Source organism: Mycobacterium marseillense (genome assembly GCF_010731675.1).
Classification (GTDB): Bacteria; Actinomycetota; Actinomycetes; order Mycobacteriales; family Mycobacteriaceae; genus Mycobacterium; species Mycobacterium marseillense.
On record NZ_AP022584.1, the window covers coordinates 3,560,162 to 3,584,594 of the forward strand.

Sequence of the window (24,433 nt, forward strand, 5' to 3'; positions counted from 1 at the left end):
CGGAAAAGGGGACGCCGGTCCGTTGCAGCGCGGCGCGCATAATCGGTTTCGGCCGCCGCGGTACTCGAGAGGTGGCGCCGTCCGTTTCAAGATAAAGGCCGCTCACTGCGGTGGATGCGGGTTAGCGTCCGAGGGCGCCCGAACGCCATGAACGCAGCGTGCGTTAATCACTCTATGCCGGAAGATATTTCGCATGCAGCCCTCCAATCGTGCACGAATTAGTAGATCTAGGCAGCGCTCAATTGGTGAACCCGTCCATTCGGGACAGCACCCGAAGCATCACCTCATCGCTGCCCCCGCCGATGCTGGTCAATCTATTGTCGCGGAAGAATCGCGACGTCCACGTTTCCTCCATGAAGCCGATGCCGCCATGTACTTGCAGGCACCAGTCACCCACCTGCCGGACGAGTCGACCAGCCTTGAGCTTGGCGATCGTGGCCATCCGCCGGGTGTCCTCGCCTGCGATAAATGCGTCGGCGATGGCGTAGTTGTAGCGACCCAGCATGTCCACCTCAGCCGCCAGCTCGGCATAGGTGTACTGGAGGTACTGTTGTGCGGCAATCGCTTTACCGAAAGCTTTCCTCTGGAGCGCATAGGATTTGGTACGTTCCAATGCTCCACTGCAAGCCGCATAGGCACTGTAGACGCCCCAGGCTCGCTCGGTGACGAACTGCACCATCTGCTGTTGGAACCCGCGGCCGATCTCGCCGATTGTGTTTGCCACTGGGACTCGCACACCATCGAAGCTCAGCAGGCCGGTATCCGAGGCCCGCATACCTAGCTTGTTCAATTTCTTGGCTACCGTGAATCCCGGGCGGTCCGTAGGGATGATGATCTGGCTCATCCCCCGATAGCCGCCCTCCTCGGACGTGCGAACCAGGGCGCATATCCAGTCGGCCTGTATCCCGTTGGTGATATAGATCTTCGAGCCATTGATCACCCAGTCATCACCGTCTCTACGGGCGTGGGTACGGATGCCGGAGACGTCCGACCCTGCGTCGGGTTCCGTTACTGCGACCGCGCCGACCAGCTCACCGCGCATTGCGGGCGCCAGGTAGGAGGTCCTCAGCTCGTCGGAGCCGTAGTCATGCAGCGACGGTGTTGCCATCGCCACCTGCACCCCTAGCGCCAAGCCGAAACTGCCACTCTCACAACGTCCGGCCTCCTCGGCAAGTACGACCGTGAACGAGTGGTCGGCGCCCTGGCCGCCAAACGATGGGTCATATTCCAAACCCAGCATGCCCAGCCCTGCCATCTCCTTGAAGATCTCGTGCAGCGGCATCATCCCCTCGCGTTCCCACTCATCGACGAATGGGTTGACCCGCTCCCTTACGAAGCGGCGGACGGTGTCGCGGAACGCTTCGTGCTCAGATACGAACTGCATCGCAACTCCTGCCGGACCGCGCAGCTTCGACCTCAGGCACGGTGCGCAAGCCGGGATGCGCCAACATCGCGACCGGGACTCGGACCGGTAGGTCCAACAACTGCTGGGCTGCCGCCTTGCCTTGCGGGTCGATGCGTAGGGAGGATGTACCACCGCCACCCAGAGCTCGGTACAGCACGAAATTGACAGAGTGGGTACCGGGCAGGACGAACCGGTCGACGGCGGACGCGCCGAAGTGGCGAAGAAAATCGGCGGCCCGACTTGCTGTCACCTGTGCGTGGATGATTGGTTCGAAATCCGGATGGCGCGCCGCGATACCGATGTTGACGTTGTCGCCCTTGTCGCCGCTGCGTCCGAACGCAATTGCCACCAGGGGAAGTTCTGCTGTGGGTCCCTTGAGATCGTCAGGCACCTCGACGTCGGTTCCGCGCGGTTGATCGAGAGGCCGGCACAGCGAACCGGGTGTGTCGCTCAGATGATCGGTGCTAACTAGCTGGCCGTCGATGCGAACCTCCGCCCTTACCAAATCGCGCGGAATCAGATACGAATCTAGGCGCAGAACCTGCGACGCTTTGGGCAACGCGGCCCCTCCCAGTCCCATTCCGCACGGACCGCCCAGACCGATCGAGGGAAATTCACGCACGAATCTGGTTAGTGCCGCGGGGTCGTCATGGTGCAGGGCAATGCGCACCATCACCTCGCGAGTCGCATTGTCGCGGGCATTCCCGCCGTAAGTGTCCTCCGCGCCAAGGACTTCCACCAGCGTATTGCGAAAGTCGGCGTACCCGGCCTGGGCGAACAACATCCGAGCGCGAGTCAGCAGGTCGTGCCCAGCCCTGCGCGCACGCCTTACGGCGTCACGACCACCGAGGAAGAACAAAATTTGTGTCCGATAACCATCAAGGACCTGGCCACACGCCTTCAGCGTCAGGGGAGGAGCGATGCCCTTCGCGCCCGTGATCGCCACGCGGTTGGGCGCCACCTCGTTGACCTCGACATCCGTCCAGTCACATGTCACGTCTGGCAACAGATAGGCTGCGGGATCGGCGATCTCGTACAGCATCTGTTCGATGACAGTGCGCCGATCGACCAATGCATCGGTGTCTTTCGCGGCGGTGAGATCGAACGCCCCGTCCTCGCGAACCATCACGATAGGAAATCCAGCGTTCGCCCAGCTCGCGGTATCCTCCCAATCGGTCAGCAGTCCACCGCTAGATTGTGGTCCGCATTCGATCAGGTGTCCGGCCAAGCTCCCGCCCGACAGATTTACGAAATCATTCGGCCCCCAACCGTATTCGTGAATAAGCGGGCCGAGTGCCAGCGCGCTGTCAGCGCACCGGCCGGTGATCACGATGTCCGCACCTGCCGCGAGGCCAGCGGCGATCGGCTGAGCGCCCAAATACGCGTTCATGCTGATTGGATGGTCAGGGATCGGCGTGCCCCGGGTAAGCTCAGATATGCCCTGCGCGCGCAGCACGCCGAGTTTCGGCATGAGGTCGTCACCACTGACAGTGGCGACGCGTATCTCGACGCCGGCGGCGGACGCAATCGAGCGAAGCCGCGCGGCTGCGGATTGCGGGTTGACGCCGCCCGCGTTGGTGACGACCCTCACGCCTTGCTCACGCAAGTGGCACAGGTGGGCGCCGATGTTGGCAATGATGTCCTCTGCGTAGCCGCGATCCGGATCTTTCATTCGCGCCTTAGTCAGGATGGCCATGGTGACTTCGGCGAGCGCGTCGTAGATCACGTAGTCGCATCGACCGTCGGCGAGCAGCTGAGCGGTAGACAGGCACGAATCACCCCACATGCCCGCGCCGCCTCCGATGTTCACCGTACGGTCGCTCACTGCGGCACCGCGGCTTCCTGGGGCTCGATCCGAACGAGAATGTCATCGGCCGCGACCTGCACACCGGCAGCAACGATCTCGGTGACGATTCCCGAAATATCGGCGACCAACGGTTGTTCCATCTTCATCGCTTCAAGGACGAGTAAGCGCTGACCCACGGCGACTTCGTCGCCCACCTCGACCAGCTTCGCAGTGACGGTGCCATGCATCGGCGCGGTGACCTCACCGCTTCCCGCCCCACGGTTGCTTTCGGGCGGAGCAAACAGCACGTCACGCACATCCAGGTCGAGGTGCCCCAAACGGACGGCAATGCGGTCAAGCGTTGGGCAGCAGTAGTCAACGGATGTCCTAGACCCATCGATCCACACATCAGCTGGTGCGCTGGAAACATCGATTACATGTGATACGCCTTCGACCGTGACGCTGAGTTCATTCGACGCCCCGCTGATCTGGACATCAATGAATTTGTCGGCTACAGCGAGGCGTTGTAGGGTCCGAGGGGCTCCGTTGCTGGACCATCCCACCAGTCCGGGCGATCGTTGAGTTGTGCCGGCTTCGCGCTTGCGATGAAGTAACGCAGCAGCCACCGCAAGGTCACGAGATGCCGGCGTCGGATCGTCACGCAAGTCGACTTCATCGAGAAACGCAGTCGTCGCATGCGCGTCGGCGAACTTTTGATGGCGCAGGATGCGAACCAGCAGAGCGCGGTTGGTGGTGATGCCCGCGACGGTAGTGCTTTCGAGAGCTTTGATCAGCCGGCGGCGAGCTTCGCCACGGTTACGACCGTGCGCGATAATCTTGGCCAGCATCGGATCGTAGTGAGGACTAATGACGGTGCCAGTGCCGACTCCCGCGTCGACCCTAACGCCGCAGCCTGTCGGTGGTCGCCACAGCTCGATTCCGCCAGTCGCGGGCAAGTAACCCTTACCGGGGGCCTCCGCGTAGAGGCGAGCTTCGATCGCGTGGCCACGCAATACCACATCGTCTTGGCTGAGGGTGAGAATTTCTCCGTCGGCAATTCGCAACTGCCATTCCACGAGGTCCAGTCCTGTGACCATCTCGGTCACCGGATGCTCGACTTGCAAGCGGGTATTCATCTCGAGGAAAGCAAACGTGCCATCGGCGTCCAGGAGGAATTCGACGGTACCCGCGCCGACATATCCCACGCTTTTCGCTGCTGTCACGGCAGCCTCGCTCATCGCGCGTCGGGTTGTGTCATCGATTGCCGGACAAGGTGATTCCTCGATTATCTTCTGATGCCGGCGCTGCACCGAACAATCCCGCTCGCCAACCGCGATGACATGGCCGTACATATCGGCGAGGATCTGGATCTCTACGTGACGAGGCTGCCGCAGCGCACGTTCCAAGATCAGGGTGTCAGAACCAAACGCGGACAATGCTTCTCGGCGCGCAGTGCTCAGTGCATCTGGTAACTCCGTCGCCGACGTGACTAGCCGCATTCCCTTGCCCCCGCCGCCGGCGGCGGCTTTCACCATCAGCGGGAATCCTATGTATTGCGCCTCGCGAATGAGTCGCTCGTCAGTCTGCTCCAGTCCTTGGTATCCGGGCAGCAGCGGAACCCCACCATCGGCCATCAACCGCTTTGCCGCGGCCTTGTTCCCCATGATGCGAATCGTGTCAGGCAACGGCCCGATGAACACGAGTTCGGCGTCCGAACAGGCCTGGGCGAAATCGGCATTCTCCGATAGGAATCCGTAGCCAGGATGTACTGCTGTGGCTTTCGATTGTCTGGCCGCGTCAATCAAGCGACCGATGTCGAGGTAGGACTCTCGAGCCGGAGCCCTGCCTATCCGTACCGCCTCGTCAGCTAATCGCACATGGGGGGCCGCGGCGTCGGCGTCCGAGTACACGGCCACTGTGCGGTAACCCATGGCGGTGGCCGTGCGTATGACGCGAACCGCGATCTCGCCACGGTTGGCCACGAGGATGGTGTCAAGACTCATGCGTTCTCCTCTGCAGGACGGGTCGCGCATGTGGCTGCGCTGACGGCCCGCACTGGATGATCTGAATCTGCTTCATGGCCCGCCGCCCAAGCGGGCCGACGGTGCTCTAGGAAGGCGGCAACCCCCTCCTTGGCTTCAGCCGCAACCATCGCAGCGGCAAACTGCTTCGCCGAATGGTCCAATAGATCCGCCAACGGCAGCCGTGCTGAGGCGTTGACGAGTGCCTTGGTGGCCGCGTTGGCACGCGGTGCACAGCGGCGAACTCGTCCGAGTGTCCTGTCGATGGCGGCATCGAGGGCGCAAGAATCGTCGACGACCTCGTCGACAAGACCCGCCGCGGCGGCGGCCGCGGCGTCGAGCCGGGATGCCGTCAACATCAGGCGTCTGGCGGTATGACGGCCCACGCGCGCGGCGACAAACGGGGCAATCTGTGCTGGGAGGAGACCCAACGTCGTCTCAGTCAGCGAGAACGTGCTATCAGCCGTTGCGATCACGACGTCGGCAATCGCCGCCAGTCCCACTCCCCCACCCCTCGCTGCGCCGTCGACCGCGGCGATCACCGGAAGTGGCAGCGCATCGAGGCAACTGAGTAGCGCTCCATAGCGGCGGTTGGCTGCCGCTATGGAATCCGCTGCAGTGTCCGCGCTTTGGTAGTCGTGGCTAAACGTCTTGATGTTGCCCCCCGCGCTGAACACGCCTCCGGCCCCGCGCAGCACCAGCCCTCGGTAGTATCCCTGCCTAGCTACGACGTGTGCACAGATCTGCTCGATGTCTTCAAGAATGCTGTCTGACAGCGCATTTCGATTTGTTGGATCATTCAAGGTGACGAAGAGCGAGCCGGCGCGGACGGTCACCAACACGTCGGTCATCTCGTTCAGCTCCATCATGTGCCCTCCCTTACATTCGGGCTACGGCAAAGGTCACCGGTTTCAGGTCGAGCTGGTCTGCCTCCGCGGCAGTCGCCAGCATGAATGCCAGCACGCGGCGAGTGTCGCGCGGATCGACAACGCCGTCGTCGAGCCCGCGACCAGAGGTGTAGAACGCATCGGATTGTCGTTCCAGTACATCGGTGATAATCCGGTCGTTGCGGGCGATGGCCTCGGACGCCAACGTCTCGCCCTTGCGCTGAGCCGCTGCCTCCGCGACGATCCGCATCGTCATGGCCGCTTGACTGGAACCCATCAATCCGATTCGCGCGTTAGGCCAGCTGAACAGAAACCGAGGGTTGAAGCCGCGACCGCACATTCCGTAGTTCCCGGCTCCGTAGCTGGCACCGACCATGAACGTGAACTGTGGAACCGGAGCGGTGGACACGGCTTGGATCATCTTGGAGCCGTGCTTGATCATTCCTCCGCGCTCGGTTGCCGTCCCCACCATGTAGCCGGTGGTGTTCTGTAGATACGTAATCGGAGTGCCGATCTGAGCGCAGTGCTGGATGAAGTGTGCGGCCTTGGTGGCCCCGCTGTTGTCAATCGGACCGTTGTTGCCGACGAACGCCACCGGATGGCCATGAACTTCGGCCTCGATGCAGACCGTCTGTGCGCCGTAGCGTGGCTTGAAGTCGCTCAGCTGGGAGCCGTCGACGATCCGGGCGATAACCTCCCGCACGTCGTAGGAGGTGCGGTAGTCGACCGGGACAACCCCAGCGATCTCATCCGGGTCATAGACCGGCTCGGCGAAGCCGGTCAGGGAGGGTCGCAGATTGGTCCGACCCCAACCCAACCTGCCGACTACTTGACGGCACAGCCGGATCGCATCGTTGTCATCCTCGGCGAGGAACTCCACCGACCCCGACACGTCGGCGTGCATTTGTGCACCACCAAGATCCTCGTCGGTGGCAACCTCTCCGGTAGCCGCCTTCAACAGCGGTGGTCCGGCCAAGAACATCTTGGCGCACCCTCGAACGGCAATCACCACGTCGGACAGGCCAGGCATGTACGCCCCACCAGCCGTGGATGATCCGTGTAACACCGTGATGACCGGGATCCCCGCGGCGGACAGTCGCGCGAGCCCGGCGAACAACTGCCCGCCGCTGACGAAGTTCTCCACTCGGTAGGCGGGGATGTTGGCGCCGGCACTTTCGACAAGGTGCACGAACGGCATTCGGTTAGTGAATGCAATCGATTGGGCGCGTGCGATCTTCGCGCTGCCAGCGTTATTGAACGCGCCAGCGTTGATCCCGCTGTCGGTTACGACGACTACACAACGGGCATCCGAGATGAACCCGATTCCCACCAATTGGTTCCCCCCGGGTACGGAGGCATCCCGGTCGGCATCTTCGCCGCTGTCGGTCATCCCGAAACCGATGAGGTTCTGCAATTCAAGAAACGGCGCGCCCGGGTCCAGAACACGGGCCAACCGCTCGCGCGGCAACAGTTGGCCGCGGCGAGCGAAACGGTCCGTCGAGCGCTCTGAAGCCTGTCGGGCCCGATTTTCCAAATCGCGTAGCTGCCGAACCAGCGCCAGCATTGCCTCTCGGTTACCTACGAAACCGTCGCTCGCCGTGTCGATTCGGCTGCGGAACAAGGCCACCGGCTAGCACCCCGCGCTTCCGGGTTGGGACGCCGCAGCAGTTTGGTGATCGCGCCATGCAGCAATGAGGTCGGCGCATTGCGCGGGAGTCGCGAAGTAGAGCGCGATTTCGTCAGCGCCAGCGTCGCGGAAGGATTGCAAAGTCTGTACACAATCGTCGATCGAGCCGACCAATGCACAATCACGCAACCATGAATCCGGCACCAGGTCACCAGCCTCCTGGAACTTCGTGCGGTCACGGCTGATGCGGTCGGTCGAACTCAACTCTGCGCCGCTTTGGAATGCTGAATGGCCGACGATACGGTCCATGAGCGCCGTGTCCCAGCCGTTTCGCCGGAGGTAGCCCGTATATTCCGTGCAGGTCAAGGCGATCACTCCCTTCAGAACGGCGGGCGTGACGAGTCCGTTTCCGTAGGCGGGATTCGTCATCGACGCTGGCAGGTTTGATACATCGATATGCGACGGAGGGGGTGGCGCCGCAGCGACTCCTGCACAAATACGCAGGGTCGCCGGATCCCGGCCGATGCGCTCACATTCCCGCCTGGTCTCCTCGACGCTGCGCGCCACAGCATCCACCGTCATCAGTGGCGTCAGCATGGTGCCGTCGAATGCGGTTTGAGCGGCTACTCGCGATGACTTCGGCCCACCGAGCGTCGCAAACCAGATCTCTGGTGGCGGGCCGTCATAGGCATCTATCACTGAGACGTTCCGGTATGAGGCGAACGACCCTTCATACGTGACTTCTTCGCCGCGCAAGAGGCCTTTCACGACATTGGCGTAATCCACCAACTCCGAGTACGAGGCTTCACCCACGCCGAATGCCTCGACCCACTCGTCGGTGGCACCGCGACCCAGACCGAGTGTGAACCTCGGGCCAAACGCGTTATGCAGAGTGCTTCCAATAGACGCCGTGACGATGGGCGAGCGAGCCAATGAGGTCATCGGCATCACTCCTGCGCCAAGTCTGCTGGTGCTGGCGCCAATGGCGCCGAGCAGGACCCCCGCGTTTTTCAAGTCGAGCCGCTCGTTGACCCAGACTCGGCGCAAACCCAATCGCTCGGCTTCTACGGCCTGAGCAACCCCGAACGCGGGGTCGGCTCGACCACCCAGGATGTAACCACTCAAGTCCTCGACCACCGGCACTGGCTCGTCCGTCGTCACGTCGTCACCATCGGATTGACGGCCGACGTCGCTTATTTGTGTCATATGTCAAGCCTTCCTATCGCGCGCCGACCAGTGATCCGAATTGATCCAAATAGTCGCCGAACGCGGCCCGGACCTGGTCATCGGTGAGACCGTAACGATCGAGGGAGTATTCGTGACTGCCGAACTTGTTTTGGGGATTCTGTTGCTCCCAGCGCTCCATGAGGCCTGCGGCATCCGGTGTGAGCGAGCGACCGCAAGCCCGGTACACCTCCTCGATCACCCCGATGGTGTTGCTTCGTATGTCGTCGTATGCGACATCGACAATCCGAATGCGCTCCGCGAGTGTGCGTCTCTGGTTGAGGTTCTTGGCTGTCTCCGCCGCCCAGAATCGCAGCCATCCTTCCCCGAAAGCCTTGAGGTCGTCCGCCGGGCAGCCGGTCAACATCTGCCTCAGGCCATCGAGTCCGCTGAGCGTCGACGCGATCGCCACGTGCGGATCTCGGTGGCAATGCACGATCGTTGCCCCGTCGAAAACCTCGGCCATCGGAGCGAGGTTGCCGATATGCACCGGCGACTTGAGTATCCAGGGCCCATTGGTCCCGTTCTGCCACTGCAAATACTGCAGCAGAGATTTCTCATACTCGTACACATGCCGTTGGTGGTCGCCCTTCCCCAATTCCTCGGCGAGTGTGAAGGAGCCGACCCGAGTTGCACTGCCGAGGGCCTCGAAGGCGAAGTCATGTAGCCAGACGTCTTCGTCGGGCTCCTCGGGGTTGAGAGTATGAATCGCCTTGAAGTCCGGCGACTCCGCGTCAAGGGCCCCCATCATTTCAGCCGCCAGGTCGATTCGCGGATCACGTCCGTCGCTCCCTGTGGCCGGCATAGGCGCCGGGTTCAACGCTTGCCACAGTATGAGCGGTTGAACGCTCGGATCTAGCGACATCACGCGCTGCAGTTTGGTCGTGCCGGTCCGAGGCAGACCGACAATGATGATCGGATTCGACACCACTTCGGATGCGATCTCAGGATGCTCGCGAAGATCCCGGTGGAATCGGAGACGATTCACGAGTAACCGGTGAGCGTACGCCTGCTCAGCCACGACGCCGTTGGCGCCGAGATTGAGTTCGGTGCAGACGGTTCGTAGATATGCCTCCAGCGCTCCTCGGAATCGCTCGGGACCGAAATCATCCAGACCAGTCTCGGATACCGCTGCGTCCATTAGCCTCTCGACGTTCAGTACGCGGTCGATCGGCTCGGATGCGTCTTTATCGGCGGTCATCGCTGCCTCGTTTCACGTTCTGGGTCCAGGTGTTGCGATCTCTTCGCGCCGAGTTGGGAAGCTGCCTCGCACCCTGCACTCTCTGCCAAAGGATTTAACATAGTAAGTGCTAACTTGTCAAAGTGGCGGAGCAGGCGCACATCTTTATGCGCTCGAGGTTCCTGAACCTCAACTCAGCGCGATGCGCTCAACCTTCTCTGGAGGGGTTCCGAGCGACCCACCGGGGCCGATCGGGTATCGCCGGTGAGGATTGTGTCGGCACCACGGGTTCGATCTTGTCTTGTTAAAAGGCCCAAGTGTCGCAACAGTTCTTGGCAGCCAATGCGACATCCTGCGCGCGGCGCTCGCCCCGGCGTCCTGAGCGCCGGTCACATCGCGAAGTACACCAGCTCGCCGCCGACGACGGTGGCGGCCACCATGCCGGCGTCGAGCTCGGCCAGCGCCGTCGCCGGCGGCTCGCTGAGCACGCACAGGTCGCCCGGCTCCCCGGGGCGCACGGCGCGTGCCCGGTCCGGCTGATCGGCGCGGCCCAGGAACATCGTCAAAGCCGTTGACGGCGAGACACATTCGCCGGCGCCCAGAACGGCTCCGCTCGGTGTGGTGCGGTGCACCGCGGCGCGCATCGCCGTCCACGGGTCGCCGTGGCCGAACGGCATGTCGGTGGACAGCGCGACCGGCACCCCCGCGTTGCGCAGCGCCGCGACGCGCCACAGCTGATCGTGCTCGGCGGCGGGAACCTCGGCGAGGTACTGGTCGCCGCGCTCCGCGACGAAGTTGGGCTGGGTGACCACGGAGACCCCGAGCTCGGCGAGGTCGGCCAGGCTGTCGTCGGGCACCACCGCGGCGTGCTCGATGCGGTCCTGCGGATGGCCGCCGGCGGCACGCAGGGCCGCGATGGTCACCACCAGCTGCGCGGCGGTCACGCAGTGCACGGCGACCGGCTGCCCCGTGTCGTGCTGCCCGGCAATCCATTCCGTGAGGCCGTCGAGGTCGAGGCGGTCGTCGTGCAGGATCTTCTTGCCCGGTGACAGGAAGCGCAGCCGTGGCCTGAACTCGCCGCGGCCGTGCGCGGCCACCAGCGCGGCCATATCGTCGGCGTCGAGATCGGGAGTGGCGTCGGTGACGCCGGTGACACCGGTCGCCGTGATGCGGCGGCTGAGCTCGGCCAGGTCTGTTTCGCGCCGGTCCAGGGCCTGCGACCAGCCGTCGTCGGCGCTGCGCAGCCGGCCGTCGGGGTGTTCGGCCAGGCCGACGCGGCCGAGTGCCTCGGAGTTGAGGATCCACAGCGCGCCGCTGCGGTGCTGGATGCGCACGGGAACGCTGCGGACCATCGCGTCCAGGGCCGCGCGGTCGAGTTCTCCGGCGACCGAATCGTGGTAGCCGACAGCGCGAATCCACCCGTCGGGTCCCGGCGTGGCGTTCGTCAGCAGCTGGGTGAGCTCGGCTTCGGTGCTGACCCCGGGCGGCCCGACGAAAAACGAATCGAGCGCCGAGGCCGCCGAGCGCAGGTGCACGTGGTGGTCGTGCAGCCCGGGCAGCACGGTTCCGCCGCCCGCGTAGAGCACGCCCTCCCCAGCCCGGGGCGTGAGGCCGTCACCCGAGGGCGCCATCTCCTCGATCTGCGCACCGACCCTGATGTCGGTCACGGTCCCGTCCAGCAGGGTCGCTTGACGAATCAGCACGACAGGCAACGCCTTTGAGTGACCAGCCGGCGCACCGCCTCGTTATCGGCGCCCAGCCGGGACGCGGGTGGGGTCGGCGGCGGGGCGGGTGGTGGTGCTACCGGCTCGGGCGACTCCGACGGCCCCGTCGGTAGCGCCGCGTAGGTCGCGGCGACGGCCGCCATGGACAGCTGGATCAATTCGCCACCGCCGCGCGCCAGGGATTCGGCGACCGCCAGGGCCCCCTGCAGCCCGGTCAGCGGGTCGGCGATGGCGTCGCCGCAGAACACCGGCCCCTCGGCGCTGCTGCCCACCAGGCCGCCGCCGACGGCGGCGTCGTCCCCGAATCCCGGCCTGCGACCGTCATAGGCGGTGATTTGCAACCAGATTCGGCCCGTTCGTGGCGCGATGTCCTCGGGGCCGAGGCCCCGGCGTGCCAGCGCCGCCGGGCGCGATCCCTCGATGACGACGTCGCAGACCGCGAGCAGCTCACGCAATTCGTCGGCTTGACTGTCGAAACCGATCTCGTAGCAGAGCTTTTCGTGGTTCATCCAGTCGAAAAAGGATTGGTCTCCCGCGCGGGTGCCGTCCGGGCGGCGCGGGCTTTCCACTTTGACGACCGTCGCGCCGGCGCGGGCCAGCAGCTGACCGCACAGCGGGCCCGCCCACATCGAGGACAGATCGGCCACCAGCAACCCCCGCGCCGGGCGCGGCGGCGCGGTCGGCGCGATTCGCCGTGCGCGTGGCGGCGCGGCCGCCGCCTCGCCCAGGCCCGCGGCCGGGATGTCGAGCAGTGCCGCCCGCTCGACGATCTCGGCGACGCCACCCACGGCGGCCCAACGTTGCAGCTGCGGCCACGGATCAACGGCGACCTCGTCGACCTGCAGGAGCGCGGGGACGGCGGTGACGTCGTCGGCGCGGGAGAGGGTGAGCGCGCACCAACCGTCCCGCGCCGCGAGCAGGCGGGTGGCACCGCCGGGCGAGACCCGGCCGGCGCGCGTCAGCCCCCGCAGGGCGGCCCGCCCGGTCAGCAGGCCGGCCGCGTCGACGTCGATGGCCCAGCGGCCGCCGATGGCCGTGGCCACCTCATGCGCGCGGGACAGCACGCGGGCGCGGGAGAAGTCGGCGGGCCCGTCGGGCAGGCCGGTCAGGTAGGCCAGCCCGCTGCGTCCCCAGGTGGTTGCGGCCGAGCTCACGTCCCCCATTGTGCTCGTGGCGCGCATCGTCGTTAGAACTGCAGCGCGCGAAACCGCCAGTCCAGTACCGGCCGGTCCGGCTCAGCCGCGGTTTCACTGACCGCGTACACCAGGGATCGCAGCCCGAGCACTCCCCCGTGTTCGGCCGGTTCGGCGGATTCGATGTGCAGTTCGCTGTAGAGGGTGTCGCCCTCGTGCACGGGACCGGTGTGATCGCACGACTCCCAGCCCAGCACGGTCGCCAGGTTGGGCAGCAGCCTGCCGGCCTGCGCGAGCGCCAGCCCGATCGTATGCCCGCCGTAGACCAGACGGCGGCCGCCGACCCGCGAATCATGGTGGGTGGCAGCGATATTGAGGGTGAGCCGCGCGAGTTCGGGAGCGCTGCTGACGACGTCGGCGGTGCTGTGCAGCACCGAGCCGGCCAGGCCGGGGTCGAAGTGCGGCCCGGGCACCTTGGTGCGGAAGACCTCGCCGTCCCACTGCGCCGTCGGGTCGTGCGCCGGGCCGGGCACGTCGGCACCGACGGTGGACAGGTCGTCGTGCGGGGCTGACCCATCCTGGTCGGGCTGCCAATCCGGGCTGGCGGGCAGCATGCCGCAGCGGTAAAAGTCGAGCACCAGCTGATCGGCCTGGTCGATGGTGATCATGCGTAGCGCCACCAGCCCCGTCGGGGCCCGTCCCGGCTTGGGAGAATTCGCGCGCAGCCCAACGACTTCGGTGCGGGTGTAGAGGGAATCGCCGATCACCGGGAACCGGTGGAACACCAGGCCGCGATAGAACAGGTTGGCCTTGACCCGCTGCGTCACCAGCGTCGACTGGCCGATCGCCACGTCGCACACCAGCGCCGGGTGCGCCAGCGGCGCGGGCAGACCGGTGACCGCCCCACACAGATCGGCGTCAAGCGCCAGGCGCAGCCGGTCCCCCACGATCGCCTGGTGCGCGCCCGCCAGACCGGACGACAGCGTCATCGACGGCGCCCAGTCGAACACCTGCCCCACCGACAGGTCGTCGAAGTACGGTCCACCCTGGCGAATCCGCGCATACCCGTCACTAGTCACAGCGCCCCATGCTGGCAGGCTGTGGAATCGAGGGTCAATTCGGATCGGGCCCCAACGTCGACTTGTTGCTGCAAATTCGCAGCTTTTGGCCCAACAAGTCGACGTTCGGCGCAAATCGTGAGGTGCTCGCAGGTGAACGACGAAGAGAACATGCTGGTCGCGACGGTGCGGGCGTTCATCGACCGCGAGGTCAAGCCGAGCGTGCGCGAGGCCGAACACGCCAATACCTACCCCGAGGCGTGGATCGAGCAGATGAAGCGGATCGGCATCTACGGGCTGGCCGTGCCCGAGGAGTACGGCGGTTCGCCGGTGTCCATGCCGTGCTACGTGCGGGTCACCGAGGAGCTGGCGCGCGGCTGGATGAGCCTGGCCGGCGCGATGGGCGGGCACACCGTGGTCGCCAAACTGCTGACGCTGTTCGGCACCCAGGAGCAGAAGCGGACCTACCTGCCGCGGATGGCCAGCGGCGAGGTGCGCGCCACCATGGCGTTGACCGAGCCCGGCGGTGGGTCGGACCTGCAGAACATGGCGACCACCGCGCTGCGCGACGACGCGGGTGGGTTGGTAATCAACGGTTCCAAGACCTGGATCAGCAACGCCCGACGCTCCGGGCTCATCGCCCTGTTGTGCAAGACCGACCCGAACGCCAAGCCGCGCCACACCGGCATCTCGATCGTGCTCGTCGAGCACGGGCCGGGTCTGACGGTCTCGCGGGACCTGCCCAAGCTGGGCTACAAGGGGGTGGAGTCCTGCGAACTGTCCTTCGACGACTTCCGGGTTCCGGACACGGCGATACTGGGCGGCGTTGCAGGCGAAGGCTTTTCACAAATGATGAAGGGACTCGAAACGGGACGCATCCAGGTGGCCGCCCGCGCCCTGGGCGTGGCCACGGCCGCGCTCGAGGACGCGCTGGCCTACTCCCAGCAGCGCGAGAGCTTCGGACAGCCGATCTGGCAGCACCAGTCGGTGGGCAACTACCTCGCCGACATGGCGACCAAACTCACCGCGGCCCGTCAGCTCACCCGCTACGCCGCCGAACGCTACGACAGCGGTGAACGCTGCGACATGGAAGCCGGGATGGCCAAGCTGTTCGCCTCCGAGGTGGCGATGGAGATCGCGCTGAACGCGGTGCGAATCCACGGCGGCTACGGCTATTCCACCGAATACGACGTCGAACGCTATTTCCGCGATGCGCCCCTGATGATCGTCGGTGAGGGCACCAACGAGATCCAGCGCAATGTGATCGCCCGACAGCTGGTGACGCGCGGCGGGATCTGACCCCGGCCCGTCAATCTCGCGGCCGCAGAACGAAGTTTGGGAGTATATTTACCTGACTTCAGAACCAAAGGGAAAGGCAGCCGCCATGAGTTATCCTCCCGCGCCGCCCGGAGGTTCGCCCGAATGGCCCGGCCAACAACCGGAATGGCAAGGCCAGCAACCGGACTGGCAAGGCCAACCGCCGCCGGGGTATCCACCGCAGCCGCCACCGGCGTGGCCGGGCCAGCCGCCCGCGGGATGGCCGGCACCGCAGCCGGGCTGGCAGGGCCAGCCGGAGCCGGAGAACTATCTGGTCTGGGCGATCCTGTGCACGGTGCTGTGCTGCCTGCCGCTGGGGATCGTCTCGATTGTGTACTCCAACAAGGTCTCCGGGCTGTGGGCGCAGGGCCGCTACGCCGAGGCGCAGGAGGCCGCCAACAACGCCAAGAAGTGGGCGATCATCGGCGCCGTCGTGGGCGTCGTCGCGGCGGTGATCTTCGTGCTCATCTACATCGTCGCCGGTGTGCTGGTCGTCTCCCATCTGCCCTCGACGACCACGACCACGTATTCGAGCTTCTGACGCTTCGGCGGCCTGCGTCGGGCGTGGGCAGCGCGGACGCTAGGTCTCGTCCACCAGTCCCCAGGCCAGCGCGGCGTCGGCGCCGACGGTGTGGCCGGACAGCACGAGATACGCTGTGCGCCATCGCCCTATGCGGCGCGTGACGCTGACGGTGCCGCCGGCGCCGGGGATCAGGCCGAGCGCCAATTCGGGCAGCCCGAATACCGCGTCGCCGCGCGCGGTGACCCACCCGCAGAACGCGGCCATCTCGAGTCCGCTGCCCATCACCCGGCCGTGCACCTCGGCGCGGCACGCGCGGCCGAGCCGCGCGGTCAGCGCGTCGAGCGCCAGGGCGGGGCTGTGCCGGGTGCGGGCCAGGTGGGCGCTCGCGGGGTCGGCGAAGGTGCCGAATTCGGCGAGGTCCCCACCGCTGCAAAACGATGGACCGTTGCCGCTCAACACGATGCCGGTGACGGAGGGGTCCAGCTGCGCGACGGTCAGGGCCTCCAATAGCGCCGCTCGCGCGTCGGTGGAGAACGCGTTGTGGCGCTGCGGCCGGTTGAACGCGACGCGCACGATGTCGCCGTCGCGGTCAGCCCGCACCGGGTCGGCGATGTCGGGCATGCGGGCCGGTCCGCGTTCCTGCAGCCACCGCGCGAACTCCGGGCCGGACTGCAGCGTGGAATAGCCCAGCGACTCGGCCACCACCCCGGACAGCGTCGGCCCGCCGGTGTCCACCGTGCGCAGCACGTCGTCACAGATCCCGCTGGCGCGCGGCCAGCGTCGACAGCGTTCGGTCAGCTCCACCAGGGCGTCGGACACGGAATCGACGGTGACGACCCGGCGGTCGGCGCAGGCGTCCTCGGTCAGTGTGAAAGTCGCCGCGTCAAGCCAGGTTCCGGCCCGAGCGATGTCGGCGGCCGTGCCGACGGCGACGATCACGCCCGGCGGCGACGCCGGGCCGTCCTCCGGCGCGCTCGCCAGGTCGACCACCCGGAGCATCGGTTACACCGAGTACTTCTCGATCAGCCCGTTCTTGTAGAGCTTGCCGGTGTCGGTGCGCGGCAGCTGCGCTTCGAAGGCGATCGATCGCGGACATTTGTAGTGCGCCAAGCGATCCCGCAGCCAAATCAGCAGCTCGTCGCCGAACGCATCGGTGGCATCTGAGGGGTCGACGGTCTGCACGACCGCCGTGACGCGCTGGCCCATCTCGTCGTCGGGAACACCGAACACCGCCGCGTCCATCACCTTGGGGTGGGTGACCAGAAGGTTCTCGGCCTCTTGCGGGTAGATGTTGACCCCGCCCGAGATGATCATGTGGTGGCGCCGGTCGGTCAGGTACAAGTAGCCCTCGTCGTCGAGATAGCCGATGTCGCCGACGGTGGCCCAGCCGTGCTTGGACCGGGATGACGCGGTTTTCGTTGGGTCGTTGAGGTATTCGAACGAATAGCCGCCCTCGAAGTAGATCTCGCCGGCCTGCCCGGGCGGCAGCTCGTCGCCGTTCTCGTCGAGGATATGCACGGCGCCGCCCATCGGCTTGCCGACCGAACCCGGATGCGCCAACCAGTCTTCGGCGGTGATCAGCGTCGACCCGTGCGCCTCAGAGGAGGCGTAGTACTCGTCGATGATCGGACCCCACCAGTCGATCATCTGCTTCTTGATCTCCACCGGGCACGGTGCCGCCGCGTGCATCACCCGCTGCAGGCTGCTCAGGTCGTACGAATCACGCACCTTCTCAGGCAGTTTCAGCATCCGGGTGAACATCGCCGGCACGAATTGGCCGTGCGTGACCTGGTGGCGCTGAATGGCATCGAGGCAGCCTTCGGCGTCGAATTTCTCCATGACCACCGTGGTGATGCCGCCGGCCTGCGCGCTCATCGACCACACCGACGGCGCCGTGTGGTACAGCGGCGCGGGACTGAGGTAGATCGAATCGGGCGTCATCCAGAAGCCGACCAACGCCGACATCATGCCCGGCGCCTCGGCCGGGGGAACGTGCGGCAACTCGCGCTTGATGCCCTTGGGCCGCCCGGTGGTTCCCGACGAGTACTGCAGCAGGTCACCCTCGATCTCGTCGTCGATCGGGGTATCCGGTTGGCCGGCAACGCATTCCGGGTAGCGTTCCCAGCCCGGCAGGCCATCGTCGTCCCGCTCGGCGGCGATCAGCAACAGTTCCGGCAGGCCGCGCGGCAGATGCTCGCCGAAGCCGGCGCAGGTTTCGCGCAGCGCGGCCGAGCCGATGATCGCTTTGGCGGCGCTGTTGTCGACGATGTAGGCGGCCTCCGCCGCGGTCAGGTGGGTGTTGATGGGCACGTAGTACAAACCGCTGCGGCGAGCAGCCCACATGACCGCGTGGATGTGCTCGTTGTTCTCCATCAGGATGGCGACCGTGTCACCCTCGCGCAGGCCCGCCTGGCGGAATCGGTGCGCCAGGCGATTGGCGCGGGCCTCGAGGTCATCGAAGGTGACGACCGTGCCGGACGGGTAGAGGATGACAGCAGGTTTGTCGGCGCCGATATAGGGGCGGATCTGCATGCGCAGACTGTACCGCCGCCAAACTTGACGGGTGTTAAGTGGTGGTCGGCACGACGAGTTTGTGCGTCATTCCCGGCGCGCGGTGCGCGTCGCCAGCCATAATGCAGTCAAGTAGAGCGCCGTGGGCCGTGGAACCCGACCTTGGTCAGCAACGCGCGGCGGGATACGCGACTCTCGCACGGAGGTGCGCATGACCGCGGAGGATGTCTCGGAGCCTGCCGCATCCTCGTTCGCCGTTTCGGAGTATGTCGACGGCATGGAGCGGCTCGTACATGCCATTCAGGAGCTGTCGCTGGCGCGCACCCTGCCCGACCTCCAGCGCATTGTCCGCTCCTCGGCACGCGAGCTCACCGGCTGTGACGGCGCGACGTTCGTGCTCCGCGACAACGACAGCTGCTACTACGCCGACGAGGACGCGATCGCCCCGCTGTGGAAGGGCAGCCGCTTCCCGATCAGGTCCTGCATCAGTGGGTGGGCGATGCTCAACCGCGACGCAGCGGTGATCCCCGACATCTACCGCGACCCGCGCATCCCCCACGCGCTGTACCGCCCCACCTTCGTCAAGAGCCTGGTCATGGTGCCCATCCGCAAGCTCGAACCGATCGGGGCGATCGGCAACTACTGGGCCAGCCCGCACAACCCGTCGGGGCAAGAAGTCCACCTGCTGCAGGCGCTGGCCGATTCGACGTCGATCGCGATGGAGAACGTCCAGGTGTACTCCGAGCTGGAACGGCGGGTGCGCGACCGCACCGCCGCCCTGGAGGACGCCAACGAGGAGATCCGCCGGCTGTCGGTCACCGACGAACTGACCGGGCTGAACAATCGGCGCGGCTTCTACCTGCTGGCCGAGCAGAAACTACGCGGGTCGCACCACCTGGGCCACAACTGCGTGCTCGCCTTCCTCGACGTCGACGGGCTCAAAAAGGTCAACGACGAGCTGGGCCACGACGTGGGCGACGGCCTGATCAAAGACGTCGCCCGGGTGCTGCGCACCATCCGGCGAGAGTCCGACATCCTCGCCCGTATCGGCGGCGACGAGTTCTGCGTGATGGTCACCGAAAGCGACGGCGACACCCCGTCGCTCGAAGAGCGGCTCGCCCTCGCGTTCGAGAATTTCAACAAGACCAGCGACCGGCCCTACCGGCTCTCGGCCAGCATCGGCTTCGTGCGGTCACCCGTGTCCGACGCCGCCAGCGTGGACGAACTGCTCGCGCGCGCCGACGAACTGATGTACGCGGAGAAGAAGGCCAACCCCAATTCGCGGCTGGCGGTCTGATCGAGCAGCCCTGAGCGGGCTCAGCCCGCTTCGGACAGCCGCTGCTTGAGCGCCTCGAACTCGTCGCGGACGCCGGTCGGCAGCTTGTCGCCGACGAACTCGAACCACTCCTCGATCAGCGGCAGTTCCTCGCGCCACTCGGCGGCGTTGACCGCCAGCGCCTGGGCCACCTCGTCGCTGCTGGCGTCGAGCCCGTCCAGGTCGAGGTCCTCGGCCTTCGGCACGATGCCGATCGGGGTGTCCTGGCCGCCGGCCTTGTGCTCGATGCGGTCGACGATCCACTTGAGCACGCGGCTGTTCTCGCCGAAGCCCGGCCACAGGAAGCCGCCGTCGGCGTCGCGACGGAACCAGTTGACGAAGAACACCTTCGGCATCTTGGACTCGTCGGAGTTCTTGCCCAGGTCGATCCAGTGCTGGAAGTAGTCACCGACGTGGTAGCCCAGGAACGGCAGCATGGCCATCGGGTCGCGGCGCACGGTGCCGACCTTGCCTTCGGCGGCGGCGGTCTGCTCGCTGCCCATGGTGGCGCCCATGAACACGCCGTGCTGCCAGTCGCGGGCCTGGGTCACCAGCGGGACGGTGGTCTTGCGGCGGGCGCCGAACAGGATGCCCGAGATCGGCACGCCCTGCGGGTCGTCCCACTCCGGCGCCAGGATCGGGCACTGCGACATCGGCGTGCAGTAGCGCGAGTTCGGGTGCGCGGCCTTCTCGTCGGAGTCCGGCGTCCAGTCGCGGCCCTTCCAGTCGGTCAGGTGCTGGGGGTCGCCCTCGAGACCCTCCCACCACACGTCGTTGTCGTCGGTGAGCGCGACGTTGGTGAAGACGGTGTTGCCGGCCTCGATGGTGCGCATGGCGTTGGGGTTGGACTTCCAGTTGGTGCCGGGGGCGACGCCGAAGAAGCCGAACTCGGGGTTGACCGCGTACAGCCGGCCGTCCTTGCCGAAGCGCATCCAGGCGATGTCGTCGCCGAGCGTCTCGGCGCGCCAGCCCGGGATGGTCGGCTGCAGCATCGCGAGGTTGGTCTTGCCGCAGGCCGACGGGAACGCCGCGGCGAAGTAGTACGCCTTGTTCTCCGGGGAGATCAGCTTGAGGATCAGCATGTGCTCGGCCAGCCAGCCCTCGTCGTGGGCCATCGCCGAGGCGATCCGCAGCGAGTAGCACTTCTTGCCCAGCAGCGCGTTACCGCCGTAGCCCGAGCCGTAGCTCATGATCTCGCGGGTCTCGGGGAAGTGGGTGATGTACTTGGTGTCGTTGCACGGCCACGGCACGTCCTTTTGGCCGTCCTCCAGCGGCGCCCCGACCGAGTGCAACGCCTTGACGAAGAAGCCGTCGTCGCCCATCTTCTCCAGGGCGGCCTTGCCCATCCGGGTCATCACCTTCATCGAGATGACGACGTACTCGGAGTCGGTGATCTCCACGCCCAGCTTCGGGTCCTCGGCGCCGAGCGGGCCCATGCAGAACGGCACCACCCACATGGTGCGGCCACGCATGCAGCCCCGGTACAGGTCGGTCATGATGGACCGCATCTCGGACGGGTCCATCCAGTTGTTGGTCGGCCCGGCGCCGCTCTCCTGCTCGGTGCAGATGAAGGTCCGCGACTCCACCCGCGCCACGTCCGACGGGTCGGACAGCGCCAGGTAGGAGTTGGGGTGCTTCTTCTCGTTGAGCTTCTTGAGGGTGCCGGCCTCGACCAGTTGCCCGGCCAGGCGGTTGAACTCCTCGTCGGAGCCGTCAGCGAACACCACCCGGTCGGGCTGGGTGAGCTCGGCAACCTCCTGCACCCATGACAGCAGGCCCTGGTGGTTCGTGGGTGCTGTATCCAAACCGGGAATGGTCGCTGAGGTCATCGAACTCTCCTGGATTCGTTGCGTATCGGGCTTGGTGGTGCTCGGTATGCCGTCGCCCACATAATTAAGGACTTGGTGGCGTTAACTACAGGTTATCGTGAGGAACTTGTCGGGGAAGTCTCGGGCAGGTATAAGCCTTCTCACAACAACGATTCAGAAGCTCCCGACGGGTCGCCATCTTCGCTCCTCGAAGCGGGTTTTTCGGTTTCGTCGCCACCGGCATCTTCGGTGGAACTTTCAGCCGGTTGTATACCCGGTTCTCCGAGTTCTGCACGCACCGCCCGCAGTGCGGCGGTGACCGCGGGCATCTCCCGATCCCGCGCGGCCGCGGCGCGCGCGGCGGCCAGGGCGTGCTCGCGCAGTTCGGCGTCGATGACGCCGACGGCGGCGGACGCCTGCGCGTTCTCGGCCTCGTCGTGGGCCAGCAACGCTTTGCTCAGCACGGACTCGGCGACCAGCACCCGGGTGGCGACCAGTTCCTCGACCACCGACCGCAGCGAGGACGTCGCGTCACCCGCCCAGCGGTCCAGCAGCGCCCGGTCATGCAGCAGCGCGCGAATGTTGATCACCAGAAAGGTGAGCGCCACCGAGATCGCCACGCACACCACGGCCGCGACTATTTCCAGCCCGGGGCTGAGCCGCGAGACCACGCCGCTCATCAGCCGGCTCAGCGTGAGCGCCACCCCCAGACCGAAGCCGACGCCCAGCAGGATCATCAGCCAGGTTTCCTGCCGGCGTGACTTCAGCGGCGGCGCCGAGACGTCGACCTCCGGCAGCTTCTCGGCGGCCGGCAGGTCCACCGGCACACCCACCGCCTGCGCGACGTCGGCCAGCTGCGTCTCGGTGCCGTCGCTGACCTCGGCCACCACCTCGTCGAGGCGGGCGCGGGTGTGCCCCTCGAACCCGGACATGCCGGCCCGCGACAATCCCGCCGCGTGCTCCTGCAGTTCGGTGCGCGCCGTCGCGCATCGGTTGCGCGCGGAGTGCGACAACTGCACCCGGGCCTGCTGGATCTGGCCGCGCAGCGTGATGGTCCGTTCGCTCTTCGCCTGACGCCGCTGCTGCAACGCCGTGCTGCGTTCCTCGCGCAGCGCCTCGACCCGCGCGCGACGACCGGATCCCTCGACGTCGCGGTCGAACCGCCGTTTGACCGTTTGCAGGCGAGATTCCCACGCCCGCAACCTGTTTCGCCGGGCGAGGTCGGGGTCGTCGAGTTGCGCCGAGACGGCGTCGACCAGGGCGTCGACGTCCGGCTCACCGACATCGGGCAAGGCCGCCGCGCCCACCCACGGCACCCGGCCGTAGCGGGGCGCGTGCGCGGCCAAGGCGTCGCGGTTGGCGGCGACGACCTCACGCCAGGTGCGGTGCACGTCGATCTTGGACACCACCGCGACCACCGCGTCGGTGTGCTCGGTCGCGGCGCTCAGCAGCGCGCAGTCAGACGCCGTGAGGTGGGCCGCCGCGGACACGACGAACACCACCGCCATCGGCACCTCGCCGGGTCCCAGATCCGCCGACTCCACGAACTTGTGCTGCGGCAGCCGCCCTTGCAGCGCCGTGGCCACCGCGCTCACCCCGGCCATCCACGGGCCGGTCACCAGCACCACGTCGCAGCGGTGCACGGCCGGCGGATCCAGTTCCGGCGCGACCGCGGCCACCAACGCGTCCACCTGTGCGATGGGATCGCCGCCGCTCACCAGGATGCCCCCGGCAGTGACGCGCAGGCCTGCGACCACAGCCGCAGCGATCCGCGGGCGATGTCCGCTCCGCAGGCGCGGTGCAGGTCGCTCGCCGAGGCGCGGCTGTAGCGCTGCCACCGCACGGCGCGCGGCAGGTGCGCCGACGGGTCGCGCTCCACGTCGGCCGGCGCGGGGCCGCCCGGGTCGAGTCCGGCGGCCTCGGCCAGGTCCACCGCGGCCGCCATCCGGGCGACCACCGTGTCGTCGCGGGACAGGAACCCGCCGATCTGCTCGCCGAACTCGCCGCCGCCGGCGGCCAGCGCCTCCAATTCCGCGACGGCCGCGAGCACCCGCTGATAGCGTGCCTCGGCGCCGAGCGCGCCGACCTTGGCCAGGACGGCGTCGACGCCGCTCATGCGGCACAGCAGGGTGCGCACCTGCGCCCGGGTCCTGCCCTGGCGGATGGCGGCGACGGCCAGCGCGGTGCCGAACAGGTCCAGGGTGTCCAGCAGGCGCTGGCGCGCGCCGGTGGGCACCGGGCCGTCCGCCGCCAGGAAGCCGGCAAACGAGCCGTCGAGGCACGCGGCGGCCCCGGGCTGCGTGGCGAGCGCGTGCAGCGCCGCCCACAGCGGGTTGTCGTCGTCCAGCTCGTCGGTCGCGACCGCGAGCAGGCCGACCATCGGCTCCATGGGCACACCGATCAGCGCCGACAGGTCGGCGCACCGCGCCCGCGCGGCCGCGACTGGCCCGTCGCCGTGCCGGCCCGACAGGTCGGCCTTGTTCAGCACCGCCACCACCGGGTGCCCGGCGTCCGCGATGGCGTGCGCGTCCTCGGGCTTGACCACCTCCGCGACCACGTAGACGACCGCGTCGGCACCGGGGTCGGGCGGCTTCGAGGTCACCTGGAGGTCCGCCGCGATCCCCGAGGCACGTCCCGCCTGCCCGAGGGCGCGGGCCACCGTGCGCCGGCCGACCCCCCGGCGGCCGCGAACCGCCACCCGCAGGGGTGCGGCGGTTCGCCTCGCGATCGCCGTCACACGCGGGTCGACGAGTCCGTCGGCAAACCGCGCCAGCTCATCGACGAAAATTTGGTGTCCTTGTCCCCTCATATCCCGCCTGTTCGGTCCGAATGACCCGATCGCCCCCATCGGTCCCACCGAATGGTGGCATTCACGTCGCCAAGAAGCGAGCCACCGTTAATCAGTTACCAGTTG

General features: G+C 66.5%; 18 protein-coding genes. 3 read left to right on the forward strand and 15 right to left on the reverse strand.

Annotation, left to right across the window (positions count from 1 at the left end):
- Positions 1–238: 238 nt before the first annotated feature.
- The 10 genes from G6N26_RS16370 to G6N26_RS16415 form a co-directional block, all read right to left on the reverse strand.
- A complete protein-coding gene (locus G6N26_RS16370) occupies positions 239–1,384 on the reverse strand; it encodes an acyl-CoA dehydrogenase family protein (protein WP_083019340.1) in 1,146 nt (381 codons plus the stop codon).
- Entirely contained in the window at positions 1,368–3,230 is a 1,863-nt protein-coding gene (locus G6N26_RS16375) for an acyclic terpene utilization AtuA family protein (protein WP_083019338.1), read from the reverse strand. The genes G6N26_RS16370 and G6N26_RS16375 overlap by 17 nt, the downstream gene beginning before the upstream one ends.
- A complete protein-coding gene (locus G6N26_RS16380; protein ID WP_083019336.1) occupies positions 3,227–5,194 on the reverse strand; it encodes an acetyl/propionyl/methylcrotonyl-CoA carboxylase subunit alpha in 1,968 nt (655 codons plus the stop codon). Before G6N26_RS16380 ends, G6N26_RS16375 begins: the two co-directional genes overlap by 4 nt.
- Positions 5,191–6,081 (reverse strand): enoyl-CoA hydratase/isomerase family protein, encoded by an 891-nt coding sequence (locus tag G6N26_RS16385; RefSeq protein ID WP_083019334.1) that lies wholly within the window; start codon positions 6,079–6,081, stop codon positions 5,191–5,193. Before G6N26_RS16385 ends, G6N26_RS16380 begins: the two co-directional genes overlap by 4 nt.
- Positions 6,082–6,091: 10 nt before the next feature.
- A complete protein-coding gene (locus G6N26_RS16390) occupies positions 6,092–7,726 on the reverse strand; it encodes an acyl-CoA carboxylase subunit beta (protein WP_232067477.1) in 1,635 nt (544 codons plus the stop codon).
- 3 nt (positions 7,727–7,729) lie between these two features.
- Positions 7,730–8,887, reverse strand: a complete 1,158-nt coding sequence (locus tag G6N26_RS16395; protein WP_064893375.1) for a TIGR03857 family LLM class F420-dependent oxidoreductase — start codon at positions 8,885–8,887, stop codon at positions 7,730–7,732.
- Positions 8,888–8,945: 58 nt separating this feature from the next.
- Positions 8,946–10,151, reverse strand: a complete 1,206-nt coding sequence (locus tag G6N26_RS16400; protein ID WP_083019331.1) for a sulfotransferase family protein — start codon at positions 10,149–10,151, stop codon at positions 8,946–8,948.
- Between the two features lie 368 nt (positions 10,152–10,519).
- Entirely contained in the window at positions 10,520–11,833 is a 1,314-nt protein-coding gene (locus tag G6N26_RS16405; protein WP_083019330.1) for an amidohydrolase family protein, read from the reverse strand.
- Positions 11,827–13,017 (reverse strand): CoA transferase, encoded by a 1,191-nt coding sequence (locus G6N26_RS16410; RefSeq protein WP_163648828.1) that lies wholly within the window; start codon positions 13,015–13,017, stop codon positions 11,827–11,829. Before G6N26_RS16410 ends, G6N26_RS16405 begins: the two co-directional genes overlap by 7 nt.
- A 23-nt stretch (positions 13,018–13,040) precedes the next feature.
- A complete protein-coding gene (locus G6N26_RS16415) occupies positions 13,041–14,066 on the reverse strand; it encodes a MaoC family dehydratase (protein ID WP_083020355.1) in 1,026 nt (341 codons plus the stop codon).
- Positions 14,067–14,198: 132 nt separating this feature from the next.
- Here G6N26_RS16415 and G6N26_RS16420 point away from each other — a divergent pair, with 132 nt between their 5' ends.
- Entirely contained in the window at positions 14,199–15,344 is a 1,146-nt protein-coding gene (locus G6N26_RS16420) for an acyl-CoA dehydrogenase family protein (protein WP_083020356.1), read from the forward strand.
- A gap of 85 nt (positions 15,345–15,429) precedes the next feature.
- Entirely contained in the window at positions 15,430–15,903 is a 474-nt protein-coding gene (locus tag G6N26_RS16425) for a CD225/dispanin family protein (protein WP_067168392.1), read from the forward strand.
- A gap of 39 nt (positions 15,904–15,942) precedes the next feature.
- On the opposite strand, the gene G6N26_RS16430 is transcribed toward G6N26_RS16425, so the two are convergent.
- Positions 15,943–16,884, reverse strand: coding sequence for an enoyl-CoA hydratase/isomerase family protein (locus G6N26_RS16430; RefSeq protein ID WP_083020357.1), 942 nt, complete (start codon positions 16,882–16,884; stop codon positions 15,943–15,945).
- A gap of 3 nt (positions 16,885–16,887) precedes the next feature.
- Positions 16,888–18,417 carry a fatty-acid--CoA ligase FadD4 gene (fadD4, locus tag G6N26_RS16435; RefSeq protein ID WP_083020358.1) on the reverse strand — a complete coding sequence of 510 codons (1,530 nt, stop codon included), beginning with the start codon at positions 18,415–18,417 and terminating at the stop codon, positions 16,888–16,890.
- Positions 18,418–18,607: 190 nt separating this feature from the next.
- Here fadD4 and G6N26_RS16440 point away from each other — a divergent pair, with 190 nt between their 5' ends.
- On the forward strand, positions 18,608–19,693 hold the full coding sequence (locus tag G6N26_RS16440) for a GGDEF domain-containing protein (RefSeq protein ID WP_083020359.1): 1,086 nt from the start codon (positions 18,608–18,610) through the stop codon (positions 19,691–19,693).
- Positions 19,694–19,713: 20 nt separating this feature from the next.
- Here G6N26_RS16440 and G6N26_RS16445 read toward each other — a convergent pair whose 3' ends face one another.
- The 3 genes from G6N26_RS16445 to G6N26_RS16455 all read right to left on the reverse strand — a co-directional run bounded on the left by G6N26_RS16445 (position 19,714) and on the right by G6N26_RS16455 (position 24,328).
- Complete coding sequence (locus G6N26_RS16445) at positions 19,714–21,540, reverse strand: phosphoenolpyruvate carboxykinase (GTP) (RefSeq protein WP_067168418.1); 1,827 nt, start codon at positions 21,538–21,540, stop codon at positions 19,714–19,716.
- Positions 21,541–21,680: 140 nt separating this feature from the next.
- On the reverse strand, positions 21,681–23,237 hold the full coding sequence (locus G6N26_RS16450; RefSeq protein WP_083020366.1) for a hypothetical protein: 1,557 nt from the start codon (positions 23,235–23,237) through the stop codon (positions 21,681–21,683).
- Entirely contained in the window at positions 23,234–24,328 is a 1,095-nt protein-coding gene (locus G6N26_RS16455) for a hypothetical protein (RefSeq protein WP_083020360.1), read from the reverse strand. Before G6N26_RS16455 ends, G6N26_RS16450 begins: the two co-directional genes overlap by 4 nt.
- Between the last annotated feature and the right edge of the window lie 105 nt (positions 24,329–24,433).